12 protein-coding genes are annotated in these 12739 nt (G+C 43.6%); 7 read left to right on the top strand and 5 right to left on the bottom strand.

Annotation, left to right across the window (positions count from 1 at the left end; translation table 11 throughout):
* Nucleotides 1-36 precede the first annotated feature (36 nt).
* Nucleotides 37-393, top strand: a complete 357-nt coding sequence (locus HW988_RS18055; protein WP_181605525.1) for a hypothetical protein — start codon at nt 37-39, stop codon at nt 391-393.
* Here the strand turns inward: HW988_RS18055 and HW988_RS18050 are convergent, their stop codons facing one another.
* Nucleotides 394-1851 carry a hypothetical protein gene (locus HW988_RS18050; RefSeq protein WP_181605524.1) on the bottom strand — a complete coding sequence of 486 codons (1458 nt, stop codon included), beginning with the start codon at nt 1849-1851 and terminating at the stop codon, nt 394-396.
* A 46-nt stretch (nt 1852-1897) separates the two neighbouring features.
* On the opposite strand from HW988_RS18050, the gene HW988_RS18045 reads away from it, so the two are divergent.
* Nucleotides 1898-2830: a glycosyltransferase gene (locus HW988_RS18045; RefSeq protein WP_181605523.1), complete on the top strand. Its 933-nt coding sequence runs from the start codon at nt 1898-1900 to the stop codon at nt 2828-2830.
* On the opposite strand, the gene HW988_RS18040 is transcribed toward HW988_RS18045, so the two are convergent.
* The gene (locus tag HW988_RS18040; protein WP_181605522.1) at nt 2824-4332 is read right to left on the bottom strand and encodes a hypothetical protein; all 1509 of its coding nucleotides are present in this window, start codon (nt 4330-4332) and stop codon (nt 2824-2826) included. The two genes, HW988_RS18045 and HW988_RS18040, sit on opposite strands and share 7 nt — an antisense overlap.
* 53 nt (nt 4333-4385) lie before the next feature.
* Here HW988_RS18040 and HW988_RS18035 point away from each other — a divergent pair, with 53 nt between their 5' ends.
* From HW988_RS18035 to HW988_RS18015, 5 genes are read left to right on the top strand one after another with little or no spacing between them, the layout of a single operon-like run.
* Nucleotides 4386-5885, top strand: coding sequence for a B12-binding domain-containing radical SAM protein (locus HW988_RS18035; RefSeq protein ID WP_181605521.1), 1500 nt, complete (start codon nt 4386-4388; stop codon nt 5883-5885).
* Nucleotides 5878-7056, top strand: a complete 1179-nt coding sequence (locus HW988_RS18030; protein ID WP_181605520.1) for a DegT/DnrJ/EryC1/StrS aminotransferase family protein — start codon at nt 5878-5880, stop codon at nt 7054-7056. Before HW988_RS18035 ends, HW988_RS18030 begins: the two co-directional genes overlap by 8 nt.
* Entirely contained in the window at nt 7053-7883 is an 831-nt protein-coding gene (locus HW988_RS18025; RefSeq protein WP_181605519.1) for a transketolase, read from the top strand. The genes HW988_RS18030 and HW988_RS18025 overlap by 4 nt, the downstream gene beginning before the upstream one ends.
* Nucleotides 7883-8809 carry a transketolase family protein gene (locus HW988_RS18020; RefSeq protein WP_181605518.1) on the top strand — a complete coding sequence of 309 codons (927 nt, stop codon included), beginning with the start codon at nt 7883-7885 and terminating at the stop codon, nt 8807-8809. The genes HW988_RS18025 and HW988_RS18020 overlap by 1 nt, the downstream gene beginning before the upstream one ends.
* On the top strand, nt 8806-9735 hold the full coding sequence (locus HW988_RS18015) for an NAD(P)-dependent oxidoreductase (protein WP_181605517.1): 930 nt from the start codon (nt 8806-8808) through the stop codon (nt 9733-9735). Before HW988_RS18020 ends, HW988_RS18015 begins: the two co-directional genes overlap by 4 nt.
* Nucleotides 9736-9742: 7 nt before the next feature.
* Here HW988_RS18015 and HW988_RS18010 read toward each other — a convergent pair whose 3' ends face one another.
* From HW988_RS18010 to HW988_RS18000, 3 genes are all read right to left on the bottom strand, one after another.
* Complete coding sequence (locus HW988_RS18010; protein WP_181605516.1) at nt 9743-10621, bottom strand: hypothetical protein; 879 nt, start codon at nt 10619-10621, stop codon at nt 9743-9745.
* Between the two features lie 159 nt (nt 10622-10780).
* Nucleotides 10781-12010 carry an isocitrate dehydrogenase (NADP(+)) gene (locus HW988_RS18005; protein ID WP_088615845.1) on the bottom strand — a complete coding sequence of 410 codons (1230 nt, stop codon included), beginning with the start codon at nt 12008-12010 and terminating at the stop codon, nt 10781-10783.
* Between the two features lie 150 nt (nt 12011-12160).
* A complete protein-coding gene (locus tag HW988_RS18000) occupies nt 12161-12646 on the bottom strand; it encodes a hypothetical protein (RefSeq protein ID WP_181605515.1) in 486 nt (161 codons plus the stop codon).
* Nucleotides 12647-12739: the final 93 nt, after the last annotated feature.

Below are 12739 nucleotides of genomic sequence, written 5' to 3'. Positions count from 1 at the left end.
TGACTAAGCAGGTGCTGAAGGCAAGAATTAATCTGAATGAATGTAGCGAATAAGACCTTTCTATTTTTGGTTTTGGGATTGGTGCTCGCCGTGACTGCGGCAAGCCATCGCTATTATTATTTCGTTTCCCAGGATCAAGCTTGTCATCTGGAGAAGATTCAATACTCCCAACAGCTGTGTTCACCAATTGGAGAAAAAGCTGATTGGGATCACTTGCCAGGTTTAGTGGTTATTCGGGTGCCAGCGTTGAATGCTAATGCCGAGGCCTACTTGCTGAAAAAGGAAATTTCAGATGTTTCTTGGGTGCAAAATCCCGGTTGGTTCGGTTTTAAGTACAATTGTATTTTAGATCGCGTGGCAGTGATTCAGAACAACCGCTGCGAATTCTTATAACTATTTAAGTGTAAAAATAAATCCCAAGTCCGAGATTCTGCGAAGTTCATACTTTTCGTGAATTGTTTTAACAAACCCCGCAGGCAGTTTAAACTTTGTCCAAGCCAGGTTTTCACTTGGATACTCAGTCAGTAACAAAGTGTCATAGTGATCAAAGCTTTTTTGCTTACCCATTTGGGTATTCATGTTGTTCTCAAAATAAGTAAAATCAGGGGTAAAGCCCAGGAGTGTACAAATACCGGGTTCATCACAAAACACATTTGTCGCAGAAAATCCTGTTAGGTGAGACTTCGTATTTTCGATGGCCTTTCTCGTATCTGATCGAGTTGGTGGCCAAGCTCGGTGATCAAGATAAGTCAGTCTTCCGGCAAAGCCATGGTTTTCAAAGAAGGCAGATCCCATGAGCAAGGCGACTATTAAAATCGCGGCAAATGATTTTCCCGAAAATTCGGTATTCAAAAGATTTTGAATACTCAGGAATGCCAGCATGCCTAACGGAATACTCAAAGAGATAAAGTAATTGTAATTAGAGCCAGCGCGACCTAATCCTAAAAGTACCAGGAACAATCCGATTGCAACCCAGGCAATCAAAATATTCCTAAATGGCTTGTTGAAAGGAAGTAGGAAAAGAGCCGAGAGCGAAAGAATAATAATATACAGATGCGATACCAGATAACTCGAAAGCATTTGTACAAGTCGCGAAAAGTACCAAGCTTGCCCACCTAGTTGAGTCACTGTGTGTTCCCAGTAGTTTAGGCCAAACACCCATGTGACAATGCCTAAGATAGCAGCCCCGGTAAAAATATAGATCGGCGTAGATTTCAAAGTCTGAACGGGAGCACGGAAGAACTCAGAAGCAAAGACTAAGATAAATCCCGCAATGAAGTTCTGTTTGCAAAAGAATGCGAGCAGGAAGCAAAGCAAAGACGGAACTAAAGAAACCCGATTCGCTTTCAAGCTTTGCGCATAAAATAAAACGCCCAGCGTTTCAAGCATTGCCGCCAGCAGGTCGGAGCGCGCCAACAAAGACCAATCAAAGATGGCAGTCTGATACAAAATCAATGTGGTAAGCAATGGAAGGTCCTGGATTCTCGCCAATTCGAAATTCGCTAGAATCAACCAAGCGATCAGGGCGATTGCCATAGCCGATGCGATAGAGATGATTCTTCCAGATGATAAAGCACTACTGGCGTCATGGCTAAGAGTCGACACCAATCCCAAGTGCGCGAACGGATATCCGGTGATACTTCCTTGTTCAAAATTTTCTGCAGAATAGAGTGCGCGGGGACTTTCGCTGGCTCTCCATTTTTCTACAAAAGCCAGCGTCGTTCCTTCCGCATAGTCTCGATTAAGTCCATACTGCGTTTCTTTGACTGCGGTGAACAAATAGCTCGCGATGAAAATAATGGGGATAATATAGTAAAAGACGATCTTGATCGCAGGGCCAAAATTCTTCATTCATTAAAGCTAGCATGATTAAAATCCCTATGGCAAAGTGGATAACATGCTTCTATCCGTCGTACTGACTAATTTGAATGAGGGCGCTACAATTGTTGAGTTCATCTCAAGATGTTCATCTGCTTTAAATAAACTTAAGCAAGAATTCGACATCGATGGTGAAATGATCTTCGTTGACGATCATTCCAAGGACTTTTCTCCTCACTTGATTAAAGAGGCTATTCAGAACGACAAGCGCATTCGTCTGTTGCAAATGACCCGCCAAATGGGTCGTGATATTTGCTTTTTTGCCGGACTTAAAGTGGCTAAGGGTGACTTGGTGGTCACGATGGATTCCGACCTGCAAGATCCACCAGAGTTATTCGAAGAACTTGTAAAACTTTGGAAGACCACGCAGGCAGATGTCGTAAACACTCATATGGTCGAGCGTCACGGTGAAACGCTTTACAAGCGTATTATGTTGAAGCTTTCATACAGAATTTTGTCGGCGTCTTATCCTTTCAAATACTCAGTCGATTGTGGAAACTTTAAACTTCTCACCCGTCGTGCAGTAAATGAAATTCTAAAGTCGGGTGAGGTGGATCCATACTTTAGAGCTTACACGGATTGGATAGGTTTAAAGCAAGCGTATCTTCCGTTTAAAAGACAGCCGCGTTTCGCGGGCGAAACTAATTTTTCTTTGGGGGGGCCACGCAGCTATCTGGAGTTTTTCCGAGCGTGGACACACTTCTCTTATTTCCCTCTGCATTTGCCATTTTTCACGGGCTCGCTCTTTTTATTGGGGGCATTGTGGAGTGGGTTTTCAGTTCTAAAAAACTTTAATCAAAACAGTTTGCTCCTGGCGATTATTAGTTTTGGCTTTTCGGCACTTTTTTATATTGTATGGCTTTTTGGGTTTTATATTCGTCAAGTGCACACGGCGACTCGTAACCGTCCCCATTATATCGTGAATGAACAGGTGAATTTAGAAGGTCACTGACCTTCTATTCCAAATTTGCGGTAAATTGTGTAGCCAGCACCTTTGTCAAAAACTGGAACATCCTTAAGCGCAGATTTATCAAACTGCAAATAGACGCCCGTTAGATCTTTGAATCGTCCTGAAGTTTCATAGTCAGAATAGCTTCCGTCGTCTCTGGAAATCACTAACAGTGGTTTTACGAAAGTCATTTCCAAGGGTCTTCTTAGCATTTGCATTCTAAAAATGGTTTCCCGGTTGTTGCGAAGTCCCAGAGTCCAAGAATAGAAGTCCCACCATGCCATCACGGGAATCGAAGTGAACATGGGCACTGGATGATTGTGGCGACTGTCGATGATGGCGACATAGTTTTTAGGAGTTTCCACTTGCAGCTTGTCTGCCATGGCCATTTCTTCTCGGGTGGTCAGGGGATAAATTTCTGTCCACTCCTTTAGGGAAGGTAAAACGCAGATGACACAGAAAACGGCCAGCCATCTTTTCGAAGGAAAGAATTCAACAATAAGTGCCGAACACAAAAACATCATGATCAGCGTGTTTTTGATATTATCGTATTCATTAATCTGCCACTGAAACAATAAATGCAATGCGGTTAAAATCAGAATGATCGCGAGTTCTAAGTAACGTTTTTTAACGATACCAAAATACATTCCCAAGAGATAAACGACTCCGCCGTAGGTTGGCCAGAACATCCATGGACTGATGGCGAAACGCTCTTGTGTCCAATTGGGTCTGAAGATCGGGTACCCGGTAGTCGCCTCACTCCACAGGTAATGTTTGAAGGTCAAAATAATCGCAAGACTGGTAAAGGCCCATAGTACTGCTTCAACTGGAATCTTGCGCTTTTTATAAAAGGTCACTATCGAAAACACGGTGGCTACGACTGCGGTTGAAAGAAGTGTATGGGGATGGGTCATACACATGATCAGAGTGATGAAAGTAAGTTTTAACCAAGTCATCACTCGTGTCCTTAGGTTGGGCACATTGGGACTTGTTAAAAAGTCGCTAAAAGTATCATAAACAACCAAGAGCAAAGAAAATGTAATCAGAAGGCTGCGATTCGGGCTGAATGTGTTTAACCACAGTTGCGGCTGCGTTCCTTCTCCCGTTGGCATGCTCGCAAATAGAAAAAGAAAAAGGACAGCCGCGATGGAGTTATTGGAAAAGCTTCTTTTTTTCAAAAATTTGTAAGAGCAATAAAAGAACAGAACCGTAAAAAGAACCGAGGGAATTAAAAATGCGGTTTTAAAAGGAAGTCCCAGCCTTAACAACAATCCCGATGGAACATCCGCCCAGAATGGGTAGTTATTGCGAGCACCATACACGAAGGGATTGTGCGTATACCATTCGACGATGGTTTGGTAACGCACCTTCGATGCTTGCGCAAAGTGAACGGGCCAATCGATGTAATTGGAAATTCCACGAGCCCATAAAATGTCTTGATCCCAGAACATACTGGCGGGCCAGTACACGACGACGAGCAAGAATATAATGCAATATAATAACATGATTAATTATTGCACAAACCTCTGTTTATCCAAATAATATTTTTGGAGTAATTTTGGATATATTGTTTTTAAATCCACCCATATCTGAACACGTCTATCAAAACTTGAGTGGCGGTGTCGCTACGCTGGAAATGCCAGTGTGGATGGGAATGCTTACGGCCTCTATGAAAACCCTGGGGCACTCGGCAGATCAGGTGGATTGTGCTGCAGAAAATCTGAGTGTCGCGCAAACGTATGATCGCGTTTCCTATCTGCGCCCTCGCTTGATTTGTATTGTCGTCTATGGGCAACACCCATCGGCTTCGACTCAAGCGATGTTTGGTGCAAGCTATCTGTGTACTGAGTTAAAAAAACTGGATCCCGAATTAAAGATTATCATGCTTGGTGGCCATATCTCCGCATTACCGCTACGGACAATGCAGGATGAAGCGTGTGATTATGTCTGCGAGGGTGAAGGTCCCAAAACTTTGGATGCTTTGTTGAAAACAAACTTCAATGACATAAGCGCTCTAAGGAAAGTTCCTGGCTTGTGGTTCCGTGAAGACGGTCACATTCAACACAATCCCATGGCAACATTAATCGAGCAGAATCAGTTGCATGTCGTGTTTCCCAAGGTGGATCTGCAATCTCTTCCAACAGGAAATTATAAAGCTCCGAATTGGCATTGCTTTGATCATATTGAAGACCGGCAACCCTACGCGACTGTTTACACGAGTTTAGGTTGTCCGTTTCGCTGCAGTTTTTGTTGCATCAGTGCGCCCTTCGGAAAACAAGGCACGTTTCGTTATTGGCAGCCAGATCACATTATTAAGCAATTTGATGTCTTTGCTGCCATGGGAGTCAAAAATATCAAGATTGCCGACGAGATGTTCGTTCTTAAAGAAGAACATTTCCTAACGATCGCGGACCTACTTATTGAAAGAAAATTTAACTTCAACATCTGGGTTTTCGGTCGCATCGATACCGTGAAACCGCAACACGTGGAAAAACTTAAAAAAGCCGGTATTAACTGGATCGTTCTGGGTATTGAGGCCTTTGATCAAACCGTAAGAAGCGGAGTGAACAAAGGCCGCTATACCGAAAACGACATCTTCGAAAAAACCAAAATGCTCAAGGACGGCGGAATTCACGTCCATGGAAACTTTGTCTTTGGTCTTCCAGATGATACTTTAGAAACCATGCAAAGAAATTTGGATTTGGCGGTCGAGCTTAATCTGGAAACTGCAAATTTCTATTCTGCCATGGCCTACCCAGGATCTGAGCTTTATCGAGAAGCCGTTCGTAATAATATCGAGCTTCCTGAAAACTGGTTGGGTTACAGCCAGCACTCCTATGATTGCAAACCTTTACCGACTAAGCATATCAGCTCGGCAGAGGTCTTAACTTTCCGCGATCAGGCATGGAGTATTTACCATAATAGCCCGGCCTATTTGAATTTGATCAAATCTAAGTTCGGACCAAAGACATTTGAATACATCGAGAATTTGAAAAAGATAAAACTCAGCCGCAAATATACTCTGGATAAAGTGTTAGCAAAGGCCTCCTATGAATGACTTTCGTTGGCCGTTGATTCAAAACAATATCACTGAAGCCGATAAGACGGCCTTGGTGAAGCACATCATGACTTCTGATCGCTTCACTCAAGGTGATAAAGTTAAAAAGTTCGAACAAGAATGGTCGAAGTGGTTGGGCGTAAAGCATAGTATTTTTGTCAGCTCCGGGTCGGCTGCAAATTTCCTGACGCTTTCTGCTTTAAGAGATGTCGCAAGTGTGGGCGAGGTGATCGTTCCACCACTCACCTGGGTTTCTGACATCGTTTCTGTTATTGAAAATGGTTTTACACCAGTGTTCGTTGATATTAATCCCGAAACCTTGGCTCTTGATTACGAGGCTACAAAAAAAGCCATTACCAAAAATACCAAAGCCGTTTTTTTAACGCATATTCTGGGATTGAATGGTTTAAGCACGCCGCTGCAGCAACTTTTAAAAAAGCACAAGATCCCTTTGATTGAAGATGCTTGTGAATCTCATGGCGCAAAGATGGGTACCCACAAAGTGGGAAGCATCGGCTTTGCTTCAAACTTTTCCTTTTACTATGGTCATCACATGACGACAATCGAAGGCGGTATGGTCTGCACCAATGATCCTGAATTCGCACAGCTGGTGCGAATAAAGCGGGGACACGGTCTGTTGCGCGAATCAACAGATCCAGCGCAGTTGCAAAAGCATTTAAATAACTCAAAACAAGTCTATAAAGAATTTGATTTCCCGGTGGTGGGTTTCAATTTTCGCAACAACGAGCTTGGGGCGGTCTTAGGACTCAATCAATTAAAGCGTCTGGATAAAAACAACACGCAGCGAAGTCTGCGCCTGCACAGATTCCTAAAAGGCTTGGATAAGAATACATATTTTACCCGCTATAATACCAAGGGCAGTTCCAGTTATGCTCTTTTACTACAAATCCTTCCCGATAAAGCTCACCTAAAATCTAAGGTGGAAAAAGTACTTTCAGATTTAGGAGTCGAGTACCGTCGGGGAATGTCAGGCGGAGGAAATCAACTTCGCCAAGGATTTCTAAAAACACGCGGGATTGATATCGATCCAACGGCATTTGTGAACACAGAACAAATCCATCACAACGGATTTTATATCGGGAACTTTCCGTCCCTTCCCCTTAAATGGATTGATCAGCTCTGCAAGGCACTTAACGAGGTGGCAAAATGATGACTCACGATGAACTTAAAAAACTAGCCCACGATACACGCACGGAAGTGTTAGAGATGTGTATCGAAGCCGGAACGGGCCATGTGACCTCTTCGATGTCAGCCGTGGAGATTTTAATCAGTCTGTACTTTGGTGGTCTGGCAAATGTAAATCCTCTGGAACCAAAATGGTCCGGTCGCGATCGCGTGATCATCAGTAAAGGACAATGCAGTCCTTTGATATATAGTATTCTTTCAAGCAAAGGATTTTTCCCGAAAGACTGGTTGCAAGGCTTTGCGCAAAAGAATGGAAACTTTGGCGTTCACTTACAAAACAGCGTCCCAGGCGTTGAACTGACAACAGGAGCGTTAGGGCATGGCCTTGGCGTGGCAGCAGGTGTTGCGTTAGCTGCAAAAATGAACCGTGATTTGCATCTGGTTTATTGCCTGTTGGGGGATGGCGAATTGTATGAGGGTTCCATCTGGGAGTCCGCAATGTTTGCTGCTCACAACCAACTAAATAACCTTGTGGTGATCGTTGATCGTAACTTTATGGCGACGACTGACTTCACTGAAAACATGGTGGCACTTGAACCATTGGATAAAAAATTTGAATCATTCGGATTTAATGTCGTGACCGTTAATGGCCATAGCACCGAAGAGCTCATCAGCAGCATGCAAGGTCTTCGCAGTCGCAAATATCGTCAGCCGACCGTCATCATCGCTGAAACAACCAAGGGAGCGGGTATCCAGTCAATGTCCCATATTCCAGTCTTGCACGGAGTGCCCCCTCAAGGAGCCAAAGGAATCGACCAAGCCCGTAAAGATCTCGCGAAAGGAATCCTCTAATGGCTCAATCTGAAATGTCACAACGTGATGCTTTTCTTTCTGAACTTTACGAGCGCGGTAAAATTGATCGCGATGTCGTTTTGATTTCTGCAGATATGGGGGCTCCCGCTCTGGATCTGATCCGTCGCAATTTGCCAGGCCAGTTTTACAACGCCGGTATTTCAGAACAAAATGCCATCCTTGTGGCTGCAGGCTTGGCCTTGGAAGGAAAAAAGGCATTCACGTTTGCCATCGCCTCTTTCATCACTGTGAACTGTCTTGAAAAAATCCGCGTGCAGATGTCGATCATGAAGCTGCCAGTGCAGATCATCGGTGTGGGCGGAGGATTTAGTTACGCAGACTCTGGCCCCACTCATCACGGAATCGAAGACGTGGCTGTCATGCGCGCTTTTCCAAATATTGAGATTCTAAATGTTTCCAGCTCTGTAAATGCTGAGGCTGCTGCCAAATACGTCTTAGAGCATCCAAAAACTCCACGCTATATCCGCTTAGATCGTGAAGTGCTTCCGCATGTCCCGGGCGAGTCCGAGATGAATTTTTCAACTGGTTTTAGATACCTCAGAAAAACAAGATCTTTAAAAGCCTTGTTGGTTACTGGCAATCTGGTCGCAAAAGTTCCCGAAATCATGAAGGCGAATAAGGAACTGAATATCATCGAGGTCGCAAGACTTGATAAAGTTCACGAAAGCCTTCGCAAAGAGCTGCAACCGTTTTCTCACGTTATCTGCCTTGAAGAGCATTTTAAAAACGGCGGTTTGGGAACTTTGATTGCTGAAACAGTCGTTGATTGGAACTTGAAATGCGCAGTAAAACGCATGGCCTTAAATATGGAAGGTGGCTACACCTATAAGTACGGCGGCCGTGAAATTTTAAGAAGCGATCTCGGTCTTAACATCGCTGAATTTTTTGAAGAAGTTATGGCATGAAGATTCTAGTTACAGGGGCTGCTGGCTATAAAGGAACGCAACTTGTTGATCTGCTCCTGGCTGCAGGCCACGAGGTCTTCGCGCTGGACGATTTCCGCTATAACCAAAAAGTTTTTCAAGGGCACCTTAGAAACAGCAAGTTTCATTTAAAAAAAACAGACGTTAGAAATCATTCAGCCTATCAAGAATGGTTAAAGCAAGCCGATGCCTTTATACCGCTGGCGTGCTTAACGGGAGCACCGGTTTGCGAGAAATTCACAGACCTAGCAACGGCGATCAATCATCAAGCCATTGTTGATGCATTGAAACTCCTTTCGAAAAACCAAGCTGTTCTATTCCCCATGACCAACAGTGGTTACGGAGTGGGCGGCGAGGCTCATTGTGACGAGAAAAGCCCCTTAAGGCCCTTGTCCCACTACGCGAGACTAAAAGTGGAAACAGAAAAAGCCATCCTTGATCATGGCAATTCCGTCTCCTTCCGGTTCGCGACGTTGTTTGGAGCAAGCTATCGCATGCGCTATGACCTTCTGGTGAATGATTTCATGTGGAAGGCCCAAACCGATAAAGAGATTCATTTGTTCGAAGGACACTTTCGCAGAAACTTCCTGCACGTGGCCGACGCCGCCCGTGTGTATCTTCATGCTCTCGATAATTGGGGCTCAATTCAGAATGAGATCTACAATGTCGGCCTAACAGCGGCGAACATGACGAAGCTTGAACTCTGCCGAGAGATTCAAAAAGTCATTCCAGATTTAAAAATCACCGATAATCATGACATGAAAGATCCCGACAAGAGGGACTATGTGATTTCTAACGCCAAAATCGAAGCCACGGGCTTTAGTTGTAAATATACTCTGCAAGATGGTTTAAAAGAACTGAAAGACATCTTTGTCCTTGGCCGTACCACCGAAGATTCAAATCAATAAAGCAAGTTTATAAATCCTCAGGGCTGAACCAAAGCTCCTTGCGATCAAATGGAACGGAAGAGGGCAAATAAGGATTTGGGATTTTTATAAGGACTCTTTTATTTAAGTCTAATTCGCGGATGACTTTTGCATAGTGCTTATCAAATATATTGCGATAAGAGCCGCTCTTAATCATGAATCTTAAACCTTCTTCCACTCGACGGGCCATCAATCGTCCATCGGATGAGTCTTGAAACCAGAAATAAGTCGGCAGCGGATAGTAAAGCAAAACATGATCATCTATGACCAAGTTGGGATACTTCTTTTTGAATTGGCGATATTCTTCAAGAACCTCAACCACTCCACGGGGAAATATTTGAAATTTTCCAGTGCTCAAAGATTTAAATAAGTCGTCGTACTTCTCTTCGGTGATAACGTTGAAGCCCGAGTTCTTTAAGATTGAAATATCACCCCAGCCAGCGCCTTGACCCACTTTGAAGGTAAGGAGTTTCGCTAACGAATCCACCTTGGACAGTTGCGCTTGATTTTTTCTGTCAATTAACAGCACGCGGTAGCCAATCAGATTGCGATCGATCGGAATTTTCACCGCATTCAATTCAGTTTCAAAGACCTTGTTGGTCTCTCGAATCATGACGTTTAACTTAGCGCTGCCTTTTTTCATCTCAGCTAGTTGCTGATCTTCGGTTAGTATTTCTGAAGGAGTTAAAGAATACGGTCCGAATTTTTTCGTTGTCAGATCTAAGGCGGTTTTCAAAACTTCCCAATGATACTTATAGCGAAAATCATGGTCAGATTCAGGGGCATGGTAAACAAACCGCATTTCGGCAAAACCAATATGACCAAATGTTAGAATGCTTATTAGTATTAAGGCTTTGAGTAAATTCATACATTTTACCTTGAGTTCGAAAAATATACTGTGTCCTATTTTGCGATAAGGTGCCAGGTCCTGTTTCTGTATGCACCGCATTCCGAAAAGGGAACTGTTACCAAAAAAAAGCCCCGGGTTTCCCCAGGGCTTTTTGAATTTTAAATTATAAAATTCGAACTACATTGAAAGAGCTTTTTTCAAGTTCTCATCAAGTTTGTTCAAGAACGGCTCAGTGTTCATGTATTTATCAGCAGGAACTTTATCGCCATAGATACAAACCGCAAGGTCTTTAGTCATGAAGCCAGCTTCAACAGTTTCTACGCAAACTTTTTCCAAAGTTTGAGCGAACTTAACTAGTTCAGGATTAGAATCCAAGTTACCACGGTGCTCAAGACCACGAGTCCAAGCAAAGATAGAAGCGATTGGATTTGTAGACGTTGGTTTACCTTGTTGATGTTGACGGTAGTGACGAGTCACTGTTCCGTGCGCAGCTTCTGCTTCCATTGTTTTACCATCTGGAGTTACAAGAACTGAAGTCATCAAGCCCAAAGAACCGAAACCTTGTGCAACTGTATCTGATTGAACGTCGCCATCATAGTTCTTACAAGCCCATACGAAGTTACCATTCCATTTCAAAGCAGAGGCAACCATGTCATCGATCAAACGGTGTTCGTAAGTGATGCCAGCAGCTTCAAATTTAGCTTTGAATTCTTTTTGGTAGATTTCTTCGAAGATGTCTTTGAAACGACCATCGTACTTTTTCAAGATTGTGTTTTTCGTTGAAAGGTACAAAGGCCATTTCTTCTGAAGAGCCATGTTGAAGCAAGAGTGTGCAAAACCTTTGATAGACTCATCAGTGTTGTACATAGTCAATGCAACGCCATCGCCTTTGAAGTTGTAAACTTCGTGAGTGATAGTTTCGCCACCGTTTTCAGGTTGGAAAGTAACAGTCAATTTACCTTTACCTTTAGTCACGAAATCTGTTGCGCGGTATTGGTCACCGAATGCGTGACGGCCGATACAGATTGGTGCTGTCCAGTTAGGAACCAAACGAGGAACGTTTTTGCAGATGATTGGTTCACGGAAAACAGTACCGTCCAAGATGTTGCGGATAGTGCCGTTTGGTGATTTCCACATTTGTTTCAAGTTGAATTCTTTAACGCGTGCTTCGTCTGGAGTGATCGTCGCGCACTTGATACCAACGTTGTACTTTTTGATCGCTTCAGCAGAATCAACAGTTACTTGGTCGTTAGTAGCATCACGATGTTCCATGCCCAAATCGAAATACTTAATGTCGATGTCCAGGTAAGGAAGGATCAATTTTTCTTTGATGAATTTCCAGATGATACGAGTCATTTCGTCGCCGTCGAGCTCAACAACGGGATTTGCAACTTTGATTTTTTTCATGAGTTGTCCTTGTGGAAGGTTAATAAGCCCTAGGAATATAGATCAGGGGCGGACCTCATGACAAAGGATAGAGTGCGTTATGCTTCGCGGCAGGTGGGGATTTGGACGCAAAAAAGCCCCGGAATCTCTTCAGGGGCTCTATGATGAAAACTAATTTGCTGCAGGAAGCAAGGCCAGAGAGCTTTTGCCGTCAACGGACGTCATAACCAGGCAGTTTCCTTTAAAGCTAAAATGGAAATCCACCGGCTCAACGCGAGCTTGGCAAGTCAGTTTGTAACCCTCACGTTGCAAAACATTTTCGTTCAGGGCGCTATCCAGAAAGCTGATCGAGTTCATGCTCAACACAATTCTGGAAGTTGCAGATGCATTCACTGGAACGCCATCGAAAGTGCATGTGTTGGTGATACGGATATATTCGCGAGAGATGGAATAAGACTTTACGAACTTAGTGTTACCGATTCCCTGTTGGTAGTACCAGTTGCCAATAATATTTTTAGCGCCCGTGCTGTCACCGCATTTGCTGTAATCAGTTTCATTGATGATTTTGTCTGGAGTTTTATCGGCATCAAGATCTTCAACGGGCTTACAAGCCGTAACCATCAAACTTAGTAACAATACAGAAATTAGTAATTTCATAAATCCATCCTTGGTCAAATTTGCTTTCTTTAAAAGCTTTCCCGACCCAAGGACAGTCCGTCAATAAAAAAGGAGGGTAAAAACCCTCCTTCA

It is taken from the genome of Bdellovibrio sp. KM01 (assembly GCF_013752535.1).
GTDB lineage: Bacteria > Bdellovibrionota > Bdellovibrionia > Bdellovibrionales > Bdellovibrionaceae > Bdellovibrio.
This window is presented reverse-complemented; position numbering and strand designations above follow the sequence as displayed.

Bases quoted from the DNA above. Each gene is read 5' to 3' on its own strand.
- HW988_RS18055 (WP_181605525.1), top strand. From the start codon at position 37: ATGAATGTAGCGAATAAGACCTTTCTATTTTTGGTTTTGGGATTGGTG.
- HW988_RS18050 (WP_181605524.1), bottom strand. From the start codon at position 1,851: ATGAAGAATTTTGGCCCTGCGATCAAGATCGTCTTTTACTATATTATC.
- HW988_RS18045 (WP_181605523.1), top strand. From the start codon at position 1,898: ATGCTTCTATCCGTCGTACTGACTAATTTGAATGAGGGCGCTACAATT.
- HW988_RS18040 (WP_181605522.1), bottom strand. From the start codon at position 4,332: ATGTTATTATATTGCATTATATTCTTGCTCGTCGTCGTGTACTGGCCC.
- HW988_RS18030 (WP_181605520.1), top strand. From the start codon at position 5,878: ATGAATGACTTTCGTTGGCCGTTGATTCAAAACAATATCACTGAAGCC.
- HW988_RS18025 (WP_181605519.1), top strand. From the start codon at position 7,053: ATGATGACTCACGATGAACTTAAAAAACTAGCCCACGATACACGCACG.
- HW988_RS18020 (WP_181605518.1), top strand. From the start codon at position 7,883: ATGGCTCAATCTGAAATGTCACAACGTGATGCTTTTCTTTCTGAACTT.
- HW988_RS18015 (WP_181605517.1), top strand. From the start codon at position 8,806: ATGAAGATTCTAGTTACAGGGGCTGCTGGCTATAAAGGAACGCAACTT.
- HW988_RS18010 (WP_181605516.1), bottom strand. From the start codon at position 10,621: ATGAATTTACTCAAAGCCTTAATACTAATAAGCATTCTAACATTTGGT.
- HW988_RS18005 (WP_088615845.1), bottom strand. From the start codon at position 12,010: ATGAAAAAAATCAAAGTTGCAAATCCCGTTGTTGAGCTCGACGGCGAC.
- HW988_RS18000 (WP_181605515.1), bottom strand. From the start codon at position 12,646: ATGAAATTACTAATTTCTGTATTGTTACTAAGTTTGATGGTTACGGCT.